At 65.9% G+C, this 16,239-nt stretch carries 14 protein-coding genes; 9 read left to right on the top strand and 5 right to left on the bottom strand.

Features of this window, described 5'->3' with window-relative positions; translation table 11 throughout:
• Positions 1-20 precede the first annotated feature (20 nt).
• The 3 genes from WAQ08_RS00975 (at position 21) to WAQ08_RS00965 (ending at position 4,268) form a co-directional block, all read left to right on the top strand.
• Positions 21-752, top strand: a complete 732-nt coding sequence (locus WAQ08_RS00975; protein ID WP_422188776.1) for a SapC family protein — start codon at positions 21-23, stop codon at positions 750-752.
• Between the two features lie 72 nt (positions 753-824).
• The gene (locus WAQ08_RS00970) at positions 825-3,014 is read left to right on the top strand and encodes an ATP-binding protein (RefSeq protein WP_422188775.1); all 2,190 of its coding nucleotides are present in this window, start codon (positions 825-827) and stop codon (positions 3,012-3,014) included.
• A gap of 246 nt (positions 3,015-3,260) precedes the next feature.
• A complete protein-coding gene (locus WAQ08_RS00965) occupies positions 3,261-4,268 on the top strand; it encodes an AraC family transcriptional regulator (protein WP_422188774.1) in 1,008 nt (335 codons plus the stop codon).
• Positions 4,269-4,327: 59 nt separating this feature from the next.
• Here WAQ08_RS00965 and WAQ08_RS00960 read toward each other — a convergent pair whose 3' ends face one another.
• The 5 genes from WAQ08_RS00960 to WAQ08_RS00940 form a co-directional block, all read right to left on the bottom strand.
• A complete protein-coding gene (locus WAQ08_RS00960) occupies positions 4,328-4,846 on the bottom strand; it encodes a flavin reductase family protein (protein ID WP_422188773.1) in 519 nt (172 codons plus the stop codon).
• Between the two features lie 20 nt (positions 4,847-4,866).
• Positions 4,867-6,111: a styrene monooxygenase/indole monooxygenase family protein gene (locus WAQ08_RS00955; RefSeq protein ID WP_422188772.1), complete on the bottom strand. Its 1,245-nt coding sequence runs from the start codon at positions 6,109-6,111 to the stop codon at positions 4,867-4,869.
• 65 nt (positions 6,112-6,176) lie between these two features.
• Complete coding sequence (locus WAQ08_RS00950) at positions 6,177-6,965, bottom strand: SDR family oxidoreductase (protein WP_422188771.1); 789 nt, start codon at positions 6,963-6,965, stop codon at positions 6,177-6,179.
• A gap of 149 nt (positions 6,966-7,114) precedes the next feature.
• Positions 7,115-8,689, bottom strand: a complete 1,575-nt coding sequence (locus tag WAQ08_RS00945; protein WP_422188770.1) for a phytoene desaturase family protein — start codon at positions 8,687-8,689, stop codon at positions 7,115-7,117.
• A complete protein-coding gene (locus WAQ08_RS00940) occupies positions 8,686-9,726 on the bottom strand; it encodes an AraC family transcriptional regulator (protein WP_422188769.1) in 1,041 nt (346 codons plus the stop codon). Before WAQ08_RS00940 ends, WAQ08_RS00945 begins: the two co-directional genes overlap by 4 nt.
• 284 nt (positions 9,727-10,010) lie before the next feature.
• Between WAQ08_RS00940 and WAQ08_RS00935 the strand changes: the two genes are divergently transcribed.
• The 6 genes from WAQ08_RS00935 (at position 10,011) to WAQ08_RS00910 (ending at position 16,158) form a co-directional block, all read left to right on the top strand.
• A complete protein-coding gene (locus WAQ08_RS00935; RefSeq protein ID WP_422188768.1) occupies positions 10,011-11,021 on the top strand; it encodes an ABC transporter permease in 1,011 nt (336 codons plus the stop codon).
• Positions 11,018-11,896 (top strand): ABC transporter permease, encoded by an 879-nt coding sequence (locus WAQ08_RS00930; RefSeq protein WP_422188767.1) that lies wholly within the window; start codon positions 11,018-11,020, stop codon positions 11,894-11,896. Before WAQ08_RS00935 ends, WAQ08_RS00930 begins: the two co-directional genes overlap by 4 nt.
• Positions 11,893-12,774 carry an ABC transporter ATP-binding protein gene (locus WAQ08_RS00925; protein ID WP_422188766.1) on the top strand — a complete coding sequence of 294 codons (882 nt, stop codon included), beginning with the start codon at positions 11,893-11,895 and terminating at the stop codon, positions 12,772-12,774. The genes WAQ08_RS00930 and WAQ08_RS00925 overlap by 4 nt, the downstream gene beginning before the upstream one ends.
• Entirely contained in the window at positions 12,771-13,598 is an 828-nt protein-coding gene (locus WAQ08_RS00920; protein WP_422188765.1) for an ABC transporter ATP-binding protein, read from the top strand. The genes WAQ08_RS00925 and WAQ08_RS00920 overlap by 4 nt, the downstream gene beginning before the upstream one ends.
• Before the next feature lie 60 nt (positions 13,599-13,658).
• Positions 13,659-14,480: a cyclase family protein gene (locus WAQ08_RS00915; RefSeq protein ID WP_422188764.1), complete on the top strand. Its 822-nt coding sequence runs from the start codon at positions 13,659-13,661 to the stop codon at positions 14,478-14,480.
• 232 nt (positions 14,481-14,712) lie between these two features.
• The gene (locus WAQ08_RS00910; RefSeq protein ID WP_422188763.1) at positions 14,713-16,158 is read left to right on the top strand and encodes an ABC transporter substrate-binding protein; all 1,446 of its coding nucleotides are present in this window, start codon (positions 14,713-14,715) and stop codon (positions 16,156-16,158) included.
• Positions 16,159-16,239: the final 81 nt, after the last annotated feature.

The raw sequence follows: 16,239 nt of genomic DNA, 5'->3' as shown, positions 1-16,239 counted from the left end.
GAACGAACTGGACATCCTGGATGACTGACGCTTCCTTTCCGCTGTTCTACAAATCGCCCCGGGTGCTGACACCCGGTGAGCACGGCGAGCGCTCCCTGGCGCGTGAGCCGGGCTATGCCTTTGCCGCCACCACCAACGCGGTGCCGCTGGTGGCCGAAGAGCTGTCGACGGCCGCACGGCACTTTCCCATCGTCTTCAGCGACGAAGCCACCCCGCACCCCGTGGCCATCCTCGGGCTGCGCGGGCAGCAGAACCTGTTCGTGGGCGCCGATGGGCAATGGGCGACCGGCGTGTACGTCCCGGCCTATGTGCGGCGCTACCCCTTCATCTTCCTGGAGGATGAAGCCCGTGCCGAACTGACGCTGTGCATCGACGAGGCGGCCCAGGCCCTGGTGCCCGGGCGAGATCGCCCTCTGTTCGATGAGCAGGGCGAGCCCACGGCCCTGACGCGCAGCGCGCTGACCTTCTGCCGCGACTACCAGGCGCAGCACCTGGCGGCAGCCGCGTTCGCCAAGGCCCTGCTCGAGGCCGACCTGCTGATCGACCACCGCGCGGATGTCACGCTGCGCAACGGTGAACGCCTGAGCCTGGCCGGCTTCAAGGAGATCGATGCGGAGCGCTTCGCCAAGCTGCCCGACGAGACCTTCCTGGCGTGGCGAACCAAGGGCTGGCTCACGCTGGCCTATGCCCACTTCTTCTCGATCGGGTCGTGGTCGGCCCTGGTGGACCGCATGGGTGGTGGTCAAGGCTAACCACGCTGAGGACATTGCTCCTGCCGGAGTGGAGGGTGCTACGCTAGTACCCATGCAATCCTCCTCCTGCCTGTGAAGATCCGCAGTCGGCTGCTCTGGTTGGTGTTCGTGGCCTGGTTGCCCTCGGCCCTGGCCATCGGCGTGGTGGCGCGGTCGGCCTATGTCGAGCAGCGCGATGCCGTACTGGCCGAAGTCCGGAAGGTGGCAGACAACCTCTCGGGCATCATCGAGCGCGAGATCGACAAGCGCTTCGTGATGGCTCGGACGCTGAGTTCGTCCAGCTCATTGCAGTCGGGCAACCTGCAACGCTTTTACGTGGAAGCTGCGCGCGCCACACAGGGAACGGAGAGCTGGGCGCTGCTGCTCACACGCACCCATCAACTGCTCAACACGGCCCGCCCTTACGAGCCCGGCTTTTCGATCCGCATGGCCGAGGGCGAACCCTGGCTGCCTGCAGGTGAAGGCATTTATTTCTCGATGAAAGGCCCGGTGATCAAGAGGCCGGTATTGGGCGTCGTGGCCATTCCCAGGTCACAGCCCGTCCAGTATGGCGTTGCAGTAGCCTTCGAGCCCAAGGTGTTCCAGGCCATCGTCAACGAGAAGACTGCGGCGCATTACGCCGTGGTGGCCGTGATGGACAAGGATCTGCGCGTGATGGCGCGCAGCAAGAACCCGGACCAGTGGATTGGCCGTCACGCTACGGGGCCCCTGAAGGATCGTGCCATGGCCGGCAAGGCTGGCTTCGAGCCCAGTGTCACGCTTGACAATGTGCCCTCTTTGACCTACCTGAGTGCCCCCAACCGGTATGGATGGTACGCCGTGGTGGCCTTGCCGCTGGCGTATCTGGAGCAACAGGCCCGCAAGGCCGCCATCGACGCGGTGGGGCTGGCCGGCATCCTGCTGGTGCTGAGCCTGATGTTTGCCCTCTATGTGGCGCGCAGCATCGGCCGTCCCATCCTGGCCTTGAAGGCTGCCGCTGACGATCTGGTGCAGGAACGCGTACCCACCCCGCCCAGAACCGGGCTGTTCGAGGCCGATGAGGTTGGCAAGGCCTTGCACGATGCTGGCGTGCGGGCCCGTCAATCTGCCGATATCCTGGAGGCTCGTGTCAACGAAGCCGTGGCGCGCACCGCCGAAGTCCAGGTGCGTCTTGCAGAGGCTCAGAAGCGCGAAGCCGTGGGCCGGCTGGCCGGTGGCGTGGCGCACGATTTCAACAACCTGCTGCAGACGATTAGCGCGGCACACCATCTGTTACTGCCCACCACGCCCGAAGGGCCGCCCCGCCGGATGCTCGAAGCCGCCTCGCGGGCGACGGGCAAGGCCGCGAGCCTGGTCAAGCAGATGCTGGCGTTTGGCCGGGCCCAGACACTGGCGCCCGTGCCGGTGGACCTCAATGACTTCCTGCTCAAGGTGAGCGAACTCACCAGCAAGGCGGCTGGTGCGAATGTGGCACTGCACGCCGATGTCGAGCCTGGCACGCCGGCCGTGTTCGTGGACCCGACGCAGTTCGAGCTGGCCTTGCTCAATGTGATTTTCAATGCCCGCGATGCCATGAGGGATGGGGGGCGCATCGACATCCGGGCTGCCGCGGTGGGCGCTGGCGACCCGGCGCAGCATGTGAACACAGCATCAGCTTTCGTGCGCCTGGAGGTGACAGACGATGGCCCGGGCATGTCTCCGGAGACCTTGCAGAAGGCGTTTGACCCCTACTTCACCACCAAGCCGGTGGGGGCGGGCTCTGGCTTGGGGCTGGCCCAGGTGCAGTCCTTTGCCCGGCAATCTGGCGGCGAGGCAAGCATCACGAGTGAGCTTGGCCGCGGTACCACCGTGTGTCTGTTGCTGCCGGCCACCACACAGGCCCCGGCTGCTGCGCCGGCTGCTTCGGTCAGATCGGCCGTGATGCACGGGCCCTTGCGCGTGTTGATGGTCGAGGACGATCCCTTGGTGGCCTCCGTTGTGGTGCCGGCGATCCGTGGGGCGGGATACTCGGTTCAGCACTGCGCCACCGCGGATGAGGCCAAGAGCGTGCTACAGCATGGCGGCAAGTTCGATGTGGTGTTCAGTGATGTGGTGATGCCTGGGAACACCACGGGCTTTGATCTGGCGCGTTGGTGCCATGCGCATCAGCCGGGCCTGCCTGTTGTGCTGGCGTCGGGCTACACCGCACAGGCCCCACAGCCCGATTTGAAGGTGCTTAGGAAGCCCTACCACGTGGATGAGCTGCTTGAAGCCTTGGTGAGCGCCGTCAATGGGGTGAACTGAACGCCGGACAGGGCCCTCATCGCCTGTTGTCTGATGAAACGGGCGCGTGTCGTGGTGCATCGGTCGCCTGTGATTGGTGCGCCGAGGCCTGCGACATGCCCGATTTCAGGGAAACACCCGAATCCAGAAAATTAATTTAACTATAAAGTTTTTTCTGCTGGCACCGCTTTTGCGTGCTGCAGGCAGGCGCCCGGGCTTCCAGCCTGTCGCCGCACCCCCATGCTTGTTGGCGTCCACGGAGGCTCCATGCTCATCCCCACCTCGACCCCTGCGGCGGGCCTGCATCGTGCGATGCTGGCCGCGCCGACACGCCAGTTGTTTGCTTCGAACGATGTGCAGGAGACCCGTGCGCTCGTGGCTCGGGTGATGAAGCCGCATGCGCTGAACATCACGGGTGGGCGCCAGCGCCTGCAGGCGCGCATGCACCATCTGGCGTTGGGCGATGTCAGCGTGAGCCGCCTGTGTTATGGCGCCGAGGTGAGCATCGAGCCGGGCGAGCTGGATGATTTCTTCCTGGTGATGATGCCCCTGCAGGGCAACGCGCAGGTGCGCAGTGGTTTCGACACGCTGGAGTCGCACCCTGATCTGGCCTCGGTGGTGAGCGCGCACCTGGGCACGGCCATGCGCTGGAGCGCCGATTGCGACCAACTGATGGTGCGCATTGCCCGGCCCTTCCTGGAGCGCATGCTCACGGCCCAGTTGGGGCGTGAGCTGGATGCGCCGCTGCAGTTCGCGCTGGGCCTGCGCTGGAAGGAGCAGCCCGCGTGGCAATGCCTGGTGCGCTATCTGGTGGACTGGGCCGAGCAGGCGGGCGACATGTCCGAGCACAAGCTGCTGGTGGGGCAGATGGAGCAGATGGTGGCGACCTCGCTGCTGTCATGCCAATCGCACAACTTCAGTGATGAGCCCCTGGCGAGGCGTTCAACCGTCCTGCCCCGGCATGTGCGCCGGGTGCAGGAGTATCTGCAGGCCCATGCGCACGCGAACATCCGTGCAGAAGTGCTGGCCGAGATCGCCGGCGTGAGCCTGCGCAGCCTGTATGCGGGCTTCCATGATTTCTGTGGCGAGAGCCCGATGCAGTACCTGCGCAATATCCGCCTGGAGCGGGCGCGGGGGGATCTGCTGGCGGGGCCTGTGGGCGGCGGTGTGGCTTCGGTGGCGCTGCGCTGGGGATTTGCGCACATGGGGCGCTTCAGTGCCGAGTACAAGGAGCGTTTTGGGGAGTCGCCCAGTCAGACCTTGAAGCGGGTTTGATGCCTTCTGTTCCATTGCGCTTGCCACGACAAAGCGCCCTAACCAATGCAGGCAGAGAATCAAGACAGGTTGAGCAACGATTCAAACCGCCCATGGTGAAACACCAGTGGCGAGCCTTCCCGCGTGTCCAGCCGAACCACCCGCCCGATGAACAACTCGTGATCCCCTTCCCCATGGTGCTTGACCGTGCTGCACACCAGCGTCGCCAGTGCCCCATCGATCACGGACACCCCCTCTGGCGCCTCACACACCGCCACCTGATCGAACTTGTCGACCACCGCCGGGCTGGCAAACCGGCTGGCCAGATCCTGCTGGCCATGCGCCAGCACACTGATCGCAAAATGCGATGCCTGCTGGAACGCCGCCAGGTTGGGTGAGCGATCCACCAGGCTCCACAACACCAGCGCCGGCGACAGCGACAAGGATGCGAACGAGTTGATCGTCAGCCCAATGTCCCGCCCGTCCGCGCTGCGCGTCGTGACGATCGCCACCCCGGTCGGATAGCGGCCCAGCGCATGGCGCAAGGCCTTGCTCTCGAACTCGGTCTGCCCCCACGCGGGGCCGCGCGCAGAACTCATGGTGGGTGCGTCCTGCGTGATCATGCAGCCACCGCCTCGGCCATCTTCTCGCCCACGAAGCGCTCACAGGCTTGCGGCTCGGCCCACCACGGGAAGAAGTCCGGCGGGTTGTTGAAGCCGTTGACGATGGCCTTGGCGATCGGCGGGCATTGCCCCGCGGCGCCCAGCAGGTTCAGCAGGTGCGGGGGCGGTGGCATCAGCATGGAGTTGGTCCAGGCCACCACGTCCTGGCCATAGCGCCAGAAGGTCTCGAAGGTCTGGTTCATCCAGTCTTCGGTGTAGGGCTGATCGCCGCGCGCCAGGATGGCGTCCAGGTACACCCGGTAGGCCTTGGTGGCGTTGTTCGAGCCCTGACCCGTGATCGGGTCGTTGACCACGACCGCATCGCCCAGGCCGAACACCAGCTTGCCCGAAGGCAGGCGAAGCACAGGCTTGCGGATGGTGGGCGCGAAGGTACCGGCCAGGATGCCGTTGGCATCGGTCAGCTCGACATGCCTGGCGCGCTCGGCCTCCCAGGGCAGGAAGGTCTCCAGGATCTTGCGGCTGGTGGCCAGGTGCTCCTGCGGGCTGCTGAGGCCCTTCCAGCAATCCATGGGGCCGCCGGGCAGGCCTTCGAACACCATGATGTGGCATGGGCCGGTGTGCGTGTAGGCAGGGAACACGAAGTACTCGCCGACGGTCGGGATCAGGTTGAAGGCCACGCGCGTGTAGTCAGGCGTTTCTGCCAGGCTGTGCACATAGGTCAAGGCCAGCGCGCGCTGCGGGCTGTCAAAACGCGAGCGTGCGGCATCGCGCTCGAACAGCTTGACGACCTCGCCCTTGCCTGCAGCGAGCACCACCAGGTCGTGCGTGCTGGCCAGCTCTTCCAGCTCGGCCACGCCAGCGTCCTGAATGATCAGCTTGCCGCCGCGCTGCTCGAACAGTTCCATCCACACGGGCATCTTCACGCGCTGATCCACCGCTTGGCCATAGTGGTCGAGGCGGTGACCCCAATCGATGAGCTTGGCGCCGGGTTGCTCGGGGTGCGGCACGGTCAGGCTGATGCCTTCGACCGGCGGGCACATGGCTTCCCACTGGTTCAGGCCGGCATCACGCTCGATCTGCAGCGAATCCTGGAACATGCACTGGCTGGACATGACCTTGCCCTTGCGCAGGTCGTCCGGCGTGCGGTTGGTCACCAGGGTGACGTCGTAGTTCTTGTTCAGCAGGGACAGGGCCAGTGGCAGGCCGGCCTGGCCTCCACCCACGATGGCGATGCGACGCATGGTGCGTTCCTTTCAGGCGATTGGGGCAATGGGGTTGTGGGGCGATGCGACGGTGTGCGCCGTCATCAAGCCATCAGGCGGGGAATGGCGGGCACGTTCTGTTCGGGGCCCATGGCCGAGTAGCCGCCATCGACGGCGTAGTCGGCACCGGTGACGAAGCTGGCCTGACTGGAGAGCAGAAAGGCCACCACCTCGGCCACCTCGGCGGGATCGCCCACGCGGCCCAGCAGGTGGTAGGACGAGGCCACGTCATTGGCCTTGGCGCGGTTGCCGCCAGCGCATTCGCTGATCACGCGCGACCAGGTCCAGCCGGGCGACACGGAGTTGACGCGGATGAGGTCGGGCGCGAAGTCCATGGCCAGGCTGCGCGTAACCTGCAGCAAAGCGGCTTTGGACACGGGGTAGAGCCAGCGCCCCGTCTGCGCGACGCTCGACGAGATGCTGGTGAAGTTGACGATGGCGCCGCCACCGGCCTGCTTCATGGGCTCGCGCACGGCACGGGCCATCATCACGGCGCTGACGACGTTCACGTCCAGCGCCTTGAGCCAATCAGCACGGCCCGAGGCCGCGCCGTCGTCCAGGTAGGTGCAGGCCAGGTTCACCAGCAGGTGGATGCCGCCCAGGCTTTGCACCACGTCCGCCACGGCGGCGTCGAGCCGCGCATCGTCGGTCAGGTCCAGCGCCTGAAAGCGCACCTGCTGCGGGTGCTGGGCCGCCAGGCTGGCGCCACCCGCTTCGTCCACATCGAACACCATCACCTGGGCGCCTGCGGCCACCAGGCGGTTCACCACGGCCTGCCCGATCAGGGTGGCGCCACCGGTGACGATGGCCACCTTTCCGCTCAATCCTTGCATGACTTTCCTTTCCGTCCGCGTTGCGATCACCGGCGGGAAAGTCAGATGGATCGATCAGACTCCGCGCGGTGCGTGGCTTGATCTTGGTCGAAGAAGGGTGTCGGGCGGTAGCCGCAAGCTGCAGGCCTTATCCACTATCTGCGGACAGTTCAGGCGATCTCCTTGGCCAGCATGTAGCCCGAGCCTGCGCCCGTGCCGCCGCCGGGCCAGGTGCTGGCGCCCACGTGGTACAGGCTGTCCACGCCGGTGCGCCAGCGCGCGCGGCCCCAGGCCGGGCGCAGCATGAAGAACTGGTCCAGGTGGTGGCTGCCGCCCAGGCTGTCGCCGTCGACCAGATTGGGGTTGTCGCGCTCCAGATCGACCGGCGACAGCACCGTGCGGGCCAGCACCTTGGCCTTGATGCCAGGTGCATAGCCTTCCAGCAGGTCCATCATGCGGTCGGCGTAGGCTTCCTTCAGTTCATCCCAACTGCCAGGCATGAGTTGCCCGGCCGCGTCGGCCTGCACTTCGTAGGGCAAGGTGCGCACCTGTACCCACAGCACATGCTTGCCTTCCGGCGCGCGAGAAGGGTCGAAGGCCGTGGGCTGGCCCACCACCAGCATGGGCTCGGCAGGCAGGGTGCCGGCCAGTGATTGCGCGTAGGTGGTAGCCAGTTGCGTGAGCGATGGTGCCAGGTGCACATAGGCGAACTGCTTGAGCGCATCGCCCGCACGCCAGTCGGGCAGTGAATCCATGGCCAGGTGGATCATCATGGTGGCGGGGCCCGAGCGCAGCTTGCTGGCCTTGGCGCTGTCGGCCGGCGCATCCTGGCCGAGCAGGCGGCCATACAGCGCGCGCGGATGCACGTTGGCGATCACCGCGCGGCGGGCCATCAGCTTCTGGCCGTTGGACAGCTCGACGCCGGTGGCACGCCCCGATTCCACGATGATGCGGGACACTGTGCTCTCGGTGCGCAGTTCGCCACCAGCGGCCTCGACGGCCTTGACCATGGCCTTGATGATGGTGTCGGCGCCGCCCTGGCCCAGCATCATGCCGAAGCGCTGGCTGGCCATGGCTTCCAGGTAAGGGAAGAGCGCACCGCCGGACACGTCAGGCCCGAAGTCCAGGTGCATGCCCCAGGAAGCCAGCATGCAGTGCACGGACGGGCTCTGGAAGTGCTCGTGCAGCCAGTCGCGCGGCGAGCTGACCAGGATGCGCACCAGCTCCGAGGCCTTGCGCAGGCCCAGCCCGCGGTACAGGCGCCACAGCAGCTTGAGCGCGGCCCACGATGGGGCCGGTGTGCCCAGCAGGCCGAAGAGGTAAGGCGCCTGTTCGTCGAAGGCCTTGTCGAGTTCGATCCAGCGCGCGGCGTCATCGGGGTTGGCGCGGCGCACGTGCGCCAGCGTGGCTTCAAGGCCCTTCTCGACGCCCACCCACGGCAGGCCCGACGCGGCCGGGAAGGCCGATGCAAAAGGCTTGTCGGCCGGGATGAAGGTCAAACCATGCTGGGCCAGCAGGCCTGCATGCTCGGCATGGAAGGGTGAGCCCGCAAAGGAGCTCAGGTTCATCGCATACAGGTCGTGCCGGAAACCCGGCAGCGTGCACTGGGCGGTCTTGACGGCACCGCCGGGCAGTGACTGGCGCTCCAGCACCAGCACACGCCAGCCCTTGGTGGAAAGGTGGACGGCGGCGGCCAGGCCGTTGAGGCCACTGCCCACCACGATGGCATCGAAATGAGAACTCATGCAGCGTGAGAGAGAGAAAGCTCCGTGCGACGGAAGTTGTTGGCGAAGAAGGCCGGCGAACGCGGCCTGAGGGTGTCGGAAGGCGAGCAGCCAAAGCGCTTGCGGTATTGCTCGGCAAAGCGCCCCAGGTGCACGAAGCCGAAGTTCAGCGCCACCTCGGTGACGCCTACGGGGCGGCCCGACCGGCTGGCATTGCACAGCAGTTCATGCGCGGCCCTCAGGCGCTGTTCACGCGCATAGCTGAGCGGCGAAGGCTCGCCCTGGCGGCGAAAGGCCGCTTCCAGCGTGCGGGCGCTCACGCAGGCGTGGTCGGCGATCTCGCACAGGGTGAGGGCACGGTCCAGGTGCGCGTGGATGTATTCCTTGGCACGGCGCACGCAGCGCTCGTTGTTGCGCTCGGGGCGTGTGCTGGTGGCTTCTTCAGGCATCAGCAGCGCGAAAGCCGACAGCAGGAACTCTTCCATCGAGGCGCAGGCGGCGCGGTGCGTGAGCCACAGCGAGCCAAAGCGGTCCATGTTGTGCGTGATGTCCATTGCGGCCTGCCACCAGGCGGCCACGCCCGGATCCCGTCTGCTGCGGCTCAGGGCGAAGTCGGCATGCTTGGGGGCGCTGTCATTGAAGAAGCGCCGCTGCACCAGTTGGCTGGGCGCGCTGAACAGCAGCATTTCGCAATCCGAACTCCAGTGCATGCGGCCATGGCCCTGCGGCTGCAGGATGCTCAGCACATCGGTGTCGATGGCGATGTCGTCATCCTTCGACTCCAGCCGGGCCGATCCGCGCAGCGGAATCTGCACCATGTAGAAGTCGCCGCGCTGGCCGGGGTCGATGGTCACGTCTGCCCCATACGAGAGCACATTGAGCGAGGATTCCTGCAGGCGCACCTGATTGTGGCACGCATCAAGGATTTCGGTCTCGTCATGCATCGACAGGTCGTGCCTGGAGAAGACCTGGCCGATTTCGCGGCTGGCCTGCTCGACCGTGGTGGCACGCACGAGGGGGAAACTGTCGAGGAGCAGGGGGGCGGGCAAGGGGGACATCAATCACTCCTGGAGTGCGACATATAGTTGACATGTGAAGCAATTGCCGAACAACTAGGGTTTGCGCCAACTTGCCATGTCACCGCCGGACCCGTCGCAAGGCCCGTCAAGTCACTTCAGGGGTAAAGCAATTTGCGGCCCACCCCGGTCTCGCAGGCGATCGGCGCGTTTCGGCTATTGGCTCGCGCTCAGCGGATAGTGCTGATGCGGTCTGGGCGCGAGGATCGCCCCGTGTTCAATGCAGTAAGCCGGATGCGCCTGCCTGGGTGTCCGATGCCTGTTCGATGTCCTGGAAATCCGCCCCGAGAACTATTTTTCACATCGCGCTCACGCTGCTGGGCGTGGCTGTGGTCGTCTTCTTCCTGATGCGGGTGGTGCCAGGCGATCCGGTGGCCATGATGATCCCGCCGGGCGCCGGCCCTGAAGACATTGCCCGCCTGCGCGCCTTCTATGGCCTGGACCGCCCCATCCATGAGCAGTTCGCGGTGTGGCTGTGGCATGCCTTGCAGGGTGATTTCGGCACCTCCATCAGCCTCAAGCAGAACGTGCTGGGCCTGATCCTGGAGCGCCTGCCCGCCACGCTGGAGCTGGGCTTCACGGCGCTGACGCTGGCGGTGGTGACCGGTGGCCTGCTGGGTATTTCGGCCGCGGCCACGCAGGGCGGCTGGCTGGCCTCCGTGATCGATGCCATCACCGCCTTCTGCCAGGCCATCCCTGATTTCCTGTGGGGCCTGATCTTCATCCTGCTGTTCGGTGTGCTGTGGATGTGGCTGCCCATCTCGGGCCGGCTCGATCCCACCATCCCGTTTGACGCGGGCACGGGCTTTTACTTCTTCGAAAGCCTGCTGCGGGGGCGGTGGGATGTCACGGCCTCGGTGTTCGTGCACTCGCTGGCGCCGGCCGTGGCCCTGGCGATTCCGGTCAGCGCGATGATCGCCCGCGTGCTGCGTGCTTCCATCCTCGAAGCGCTGTCGTCCGATTACGTGCTGCTGGCGCGCCTGAAGGGCATGTCCGGTGCGCGGGTGCTGTGGGTGGAGGCCCTGCCCAATGCCGTCACGCCCACCCTGCAGCTCACGGGTGTGCAGTTCGCCTTCATGCTGGGTGGCACGGTGCTCATTGAACGATTGTTCAGCTACCCCGGCATCGGCGGGCTGGCCATCAATGCCGTGATCGCGCGCGATCTGCCGCTGATCCAGGGCATCGTGCTGACCTTCGCGCTGCTGTTCGTGCTGATCAACCTGCTGGTCGAGGTGCTGACCCTGGCCATCAATCCCCGCCTGAGGACCTCGACATGAGCCGCGCCGCTGTACCCGCCTACGCACGGCTCGTGCGCAACCCGCGTGTCGTCATCGGTGCGCTCATCGTCACTTTGCTGGTGGTGGCCGCGGTCTTCGCGCCCTGGCTGTCGCCCGTCGATCCGCTGGCACAGGACCTGATGTCGCCGCTGTTGCCGCCGGGCACGCTGGCCGAGCCGATGATGGCCGGTGACCCTGCCGTGATGCACTGGCTGGGCACGGACAGCCTGGGCCGTGATGTGGTCTCGCGCATGATCTGGGGTGCCCGCACCGCGCTGATCGTGGCCCTGCTGGCCGCCACGCTGTCGGCACTGGTCGGCACGGTGCTGGGCGGTGTCGCGGGCTACTTCGGCGGTCGGCTCGATGCCGTCATCTGCCGCATGGTCGATGTGTGGATGGCTTTCCCGCCCGTGCTGCTGGCCGTGGTGCTGGTGGCCATGCTGGGCACCGGGCTCACCTCGGTGATCATCGCCATCGTGGTGGTGGACTGGACACGCTTCGCGCGCATCGTGCGGGCCGAAGTGCGGGCCCAGCGCCAACTGGATTACGTGACTTCGGCGCGCATGCTGGGCCTCGGCCCGGTGCGCACGCTGGTCAGCGAGATCTTGCCCAATGTGGCGCCGTTGCTGATCACGCTGATCTCGCTGGAGATGGGCGTGGCCATCGTGGTCGAGGCCATCCTGAGCTTCGTGGGGCTGTCCATCGCCTCGGGCGAGGCCACCTGGGGCAGCATGATCGGCGAGGGGCGCCTGTACGTGAACCAGTCGCCCTGGCTGATGACGGTGCCCATCATCGCGACCATCGTCTCCGTCATCGGGCTCAATGCCCTGGGTGATGGCCTGCGTCATGAACTGGACCCGGTGGTGCGTAAATGAGCAAGCAAGTCCTTCACATCGAGAACCTGGAGATGTCGATCACCTCGGCAGGGCGCACCTCGCACATCCTGCGCGGCGTGAACCTGACGGTGGAGGCCGGCCAGGTCCATGCCCTGGTGGGTGAATCGGGCGGCGGCAAGTCCATGGTGACGCGCTGTGCCACGGGCCTGACGCCGCCTGGTGCGCGCATCACGGGCGGGCACATCTTCCTCAATGGCAAGGATGTGACGCAGGCCCACGAGCGCGAATGGCGCCGACTGCGCGGCCCCGTGGTGAGCATGGTGCTGCAGGATCCGCTCACGGCGCTGAACCCGCTGCGGCGCATCGGCGCGCAGATCGAGGACGTGCTGCGCCTGCACAGCGGGCTGCGTGGCGATGCGCTGCGCAAGGAATGCCTGGCCCTGCTGGAGAAGGTGCACATCCGTGATCCGGAGCGCGTGCGCCAGCTCTACCCCTATGAGCTGTCCGGCGGCATGCGCCAGCGCGTGGTCATCGCCATCGCGTGGGCCTGCAAGCCGCAGCTGATCATCTGCGATGAGCCGACCACCGCGCTGGACGTGACCGTGCAGAAGGAAGTGCTGCGCCTGATCCGTGAGCTGGCCCGCGAAGGGCAGGGCGTGCTCTTCGTCACGCACGATCTGGGCGTGGTGGCCAAGCTGGCTGATCACATGAGCGTGATCCACACCGGGCGCATCCTCGAATCCGGCGCGGTGGCCGATGTCTACCGTGAGCCGAAGCACCCCTACACCCGTGCGCTGCTGGGTGCGACGCCCCGCTTCGACCGCCCGGGCCACCAGCTCACGCCGGTGAGCGAGAGCCTGATCGAATCGCTGCAGGCCGAAGCCCACCAGATCGACGCCTTGAGGAACGCCGCATGAGCCAGCCCCTTCTGCATGTCCGCGGCCTGGGCCTGGACGTGCCTGATCTCTCTCCACAAGGGCGCCGCGACAAGGCGACGCGCACCATCCTGCAGGATGTGAGCATCTCGCTCAAACCTGGCCAGGCCCTGGGCGTGATCGGTGAATCCGGCAGCGGCAAGAGCTCGCTGGCACGGGCGCTGACCCTCTTGATGCCGCCCCAGCGTGGCTTCATCGAGTTCGAGGGCGCCCCCATCGACGCGGACATGGACGCCGAGCGCCTGCGCGATTACCGCGCCAAGCTGCAGCTGGTGTTCCAGGACCCGATGTCGGCGCTGAACCCGCGCCGCCGCGTGGGCGCCAGCATCGTGCGTCCGCTGGAGGCCCTGAACCGCCTGAACGGTCGCAAGCCCGAGCAGGCCGCCATCGCGCTGCTGGAGCGCGTGGGCCTGCCCGCCGGTTTCGCATCGCGTTATCCGCATGAGCTCTCTGGTGGCCAGCGGCAGCGCGTGAACATCGCCCGGGCGCTGGCCCTGAGCCCCAAGGTGCTGATCGCCGATGAGGTGACCTCCGGCCTGGATGTGTCCGCCCAGGCCCGCATCGTAGAACTGCTGGAATCGCTGCGCCGCGAAGAGCGCGTCTCGCTGATCTTCATCAGCCATGACCTGTCGCTGGTGCGCAGCCTGTGCGACCGCGTGCTGATCCTTCGCGGCGGCAACGTGGTCGAATCCGGGGATTGCGGTCAGGTCTTTGCCCAGCCCCGCAGCGAATACACGCGCAAACTGCTCGATTCCATCCCTTTGCCCGAGCCGGACGCCCACTGGCTGGATGCTGTGCAAGGATAAGCGCCAGCCGGATAGCCCGGTGCGGATTCTGGATAGAGCCGCGCCAGGCATCTGGGCAAGATGGGGCCATCCCCACCGTCAGACTTTCGCAGGAGCATTTCAGTGACCCAAGTCCTCCAGGATCTCGTTCAAGGCCTCGCCACCGGTTCGGTGCGCATCATCGACCTGACCCACACCTTGACCGAGGATTTCCCTGCGCTGCAACTGCCGCCGGAGTTCGGACAGGTCTGGGCGTTCAAGCGCGAGAAGATCTCGCAGTACGACGCCGCAGGCCCCGCCTGGTACTGGAACAACTTCAGCTGCGGCGAGCACACCGGCACCCACTTCGACGCGCCCGTGCACTGGATCAGCGGCAAGGATTTCCCGGCCAACACCGTCGATGAGATCGACCCCGCCGCCTTCGTGGGCCCGGTCTGCGTGATCGATGCCAGCGCCGAAGCCGCCGAGAACCCCGATTTCATCGTCACCGTGCCCTTCATCGAGCGCTGGGAGGCGCAGCACGGCCGCATCCCGGCAGGTGCCTGGGTGTTCCTGCGCACCGACTGGTGCAAGCGCATCTCCGATCCCGCCTCGTACGCCAACTTCTCGGCCGACGGCCCGCACACGCCCGGCCCGGACAAGGCCGCGGTCGAGTTCCTGGTGGCGCGTGATGTGCGCGGTTTCGGTGTCGAGACCATCAACACCGATGCGGGCCAGTCCTTCGGCTGGGAAATGCCTTACCCCTGCCACACGCTGATGCACGGCGCCAACAAGTTCGGCCTGCAGTGCCTGAACAACCTGTACATGCTGCCGCCCACGGGCGCGGTGATCATCAGCGCCCCGCTCAAGATCAAGGAAGGCTCCGGCTCGCCGCTGCGCGTGCTGGCCCTGGTCAAGAACTGAGCACCGGCCCGCGGTGCGGGCCACCTCTTCAATGATTCTTCAGTGCCTTGGTCTGCCATGAGCAGGCCAGGGGGTCGCTTTGTCTGTTAGATGGCGCCTGATGCGTGCGCCGAGAAAGGTTTGTATGACTACGAATGCGAATCACGATGGCAGCCGGCGTGCGTTCTGCGCCAACACTGGCATGGTGATTGCGGCCTTGGGTGCCTCCGGTCCTTTGAGTGTGCTTGCGCAAATGAAGAATTCGCTGACCATCGCCTACAACGTCGACCTTCCTTCCTGGGATCCCACCGTGGGACCCTCGGCCGTGAACCCCACCATCCAGTCGCTGTACAAGGCGGTGTTCGCACAGTTCATCACGCAGAACAACGATCTGTCGCTGAAGTCCGACCTGCTCACCGAATGGGGTTGGAACGCAGACAAGACCCAGGTGTCCATGACGGTGCGCAGCGGTGCCAAGTGGCACGACGGCACGCCCATCACGGCCGAGGACGTGGCCTGGTCGCTGCGCCGTGCGGCCGATCCCAAGACGGGCAACCCCATCCAGTTCCTGTGGAGCAAGATCACCAACGTCAAGGCCGTGGGCAACAAGGTCACGGCCGATGTGCGCGAGTACGAACCGGCCTTGTTCAAGTGGATGGCCTTCCTGACGGGCTACATCCTGCCCAAGGCCTATTTCGAGAAGGTCGGCCCTGAAGGTTTCGAGAAGAAGCCCATCGGCAGCGGCCCCTACAAGGTCGATGAGTTCGTGCGCGGCTCGCACGTGCGCCTCTCGGCGTTCAAGGACTACTTCGGTCCCAAGCCCGTGTTCGAGACCGTGGTGATCAAGTTCACGACCGACCCGTCGTCCCGCGTGGCCGAGGTGGAGTCGGGCCGTTCTGACATCACGCTGGAGATCCCCTACGAAGAAGCCGACCGCCTCAAGGGCAAGGGCTTCGGCGTGAGCGTGGCGCCTGTCTCCGACATCGGCATGATCTTCCTGACGAACGTCGAGCCGATGACCAACGACAAGGTCCGCAAGGCCCTGGCCATGGCCATCGACAAGAAGGCCCTGGCCAGCCGCCTGCTGCGTGGCTACGTGCACCCGCTGGACACCCTGGAAGCCTCGGGCTATGCGGCCTACGATCCGTCCATCAAGGCGCCGTTCGACCCCAAGAAGGCTGCCGCCCTGATGGCCGAGGCCGGCTACAGCGCCGCCAAGCCGCTGAAGTTCAAGGTGCAGACCACGCGTGGTTTCAAGCCCAAGGATTTCGAGGTGATGCAGGCCGTGGTGGGCATGTGGTCCCGCATCGGCGTGCAGGCCGAGTTGGAGGTCTACGAAGTGGCCAAGCACTACGAGCTGCGCTCGCAGCACAAGCTGGCGCCTGCGGCCTTCTACAACTGGGGCAATGCCATCGGCGATCCCTCTACCTCCACCGGCTTCGCCATGTTCAGCCATTCGCCGCACTCGGCCTGGAAGGACCCCAAGGTGCTGGACGGCATGATCGGCCCGCTGTGGGGCGAGAAGGACGAGGCCAAGCGCATCGCCGGCTACAAGGCCGTGAGCAAGTACATTGCCGATGAGGCGCTGGTGATCCCGCTGTTCCAGTACAGCCAGACGGTGGTCTATCGCAAGGGCCTGAAGTTCGCGCCGCACGGTGCCGGCTTTGTGCTGCCCCAGACCATCGGCCAGGGCGCCTGACGTTTGCGGTTCTCCTGATTGAGGCAGATGGCTGTGCAAGGCAACTCGACATCCCTTCTGGTGGCCATGTCCGTTGTGGGC

It is taken from the genome of Aquabacterium sp., assembly GCF_049274795.1.
Taxonomy (GTDB): Bacteria; Pseudomonadota; Gammaproteobacteria; order Burkholderiales; family Burkholderiaceae_C; genus Aquabacterium.
Note: the sequence above shows the minus strand (reverse complement) of the source record. Positions and strands in the feature narration are given on the sequence as shown.

What these genes read in the sequence shown, in the direction of transcription:
- WAQ08_RS00975 (WP_422188776.1), top strand. Translation starts at nt 21, where the DNA reads ATGACTGACGCTTCCTTTCCGCTGTTCTACAAATCGCCCCGGGTGCTG.
- WAQ08_RS00965 (WP_422188774.1), top strand. Translation starts at nt 3,261, where the DNA reads ATGCTCATCCCCACCTCGACCCCTGCGGCGGGCCTGCATCGTGCGATG.
- WAQ08_RS00960 (WP_422188773.1), bottom strand. Translation starts at nt 4,846, where the DNA reads ATGAGTTCTGCGCGCGGCCCCGCGTGGGGGCAGACCGAGTTCGAGAGC.
- WAQ08_RS00955 (WP_422188772.1), bottom strand. Translation starts at nt 6,111, where the DNA reads ATGCGTCGCATCGCCATCGTGGGTGGAGGCCAGGCCGGCCTGCCACTG.
- WAQ08_RS00950 (WP_422188771.1), bottom strand. Translation starts at nt 6,965, where the DNA reads ATGCAAGGATTGAGCGGAAAGGTGGCCATCGTCACCGGTGGCGCCACC.
- WAQ08_RS00945 (WP_422188770.1), bottom strand. Translation starts at nt 8,689, where the DNA reads ATGAGTTCTCATTTCGATGCCATCGTGGTGGGCAGTGGCCTCAACGGC.
- WAQ08_RS00940 (WP_422188769.1), bottom strand. Translation starts at nt 9,726, where the DNA reads ATGTCCCCCTTGCCCGCCCCCCTGCTCCTCGACAGTTTCCCCCTCGTG.
- WAQ08_RS00935 (WP_422188768.1), top strand. Translation starts at nt 10,011, where the DNA reads ATGTCCTGGAAATCCGCCCCGAGAACTATTTTTCACATCGCGCTCACG.
- WAQ08_RS00930 (WP_422188767.1), top strand. Translation starts at nt 11,018, where the DNA reads ATGAGCCGCGCCGCTGTACCCGCCTACGCACGGCTCGTGCGCAACCCG.
- WAQ08_RS00925 (WP_422188766.1), top strand. Translation starts at nt 11,893, where the DNA reads ATGAGCAAGCAAGTCCTTCACATCGAGAACCTGGAGATGTCGATCACC.
- WAQ08_RS00920 (WP_422188765.1), top strand. Translation starts at nt 12,771, where the DNA reads ATGAGCCAGCCCCTTCTGCATGTCCGCGGCCTGGGCCTGGACGTGCCT.
- WAQ08_RS00915 (WP_422188764.1), top strand. Translation starts at nt 13,659, where the DNA reads ATGGGGCCATCCCCACCGTCAGACTTTCGCAGGAGCATTTCAGTGACC.
- WAQ08_RS00910 (WP_422188763.1), top strand. Translation starts at nt 14,713, where the DNA reads ATGAAGAATTCGCTGACCATCGCCTACAACGTCGACCTTCCTTCCTGG.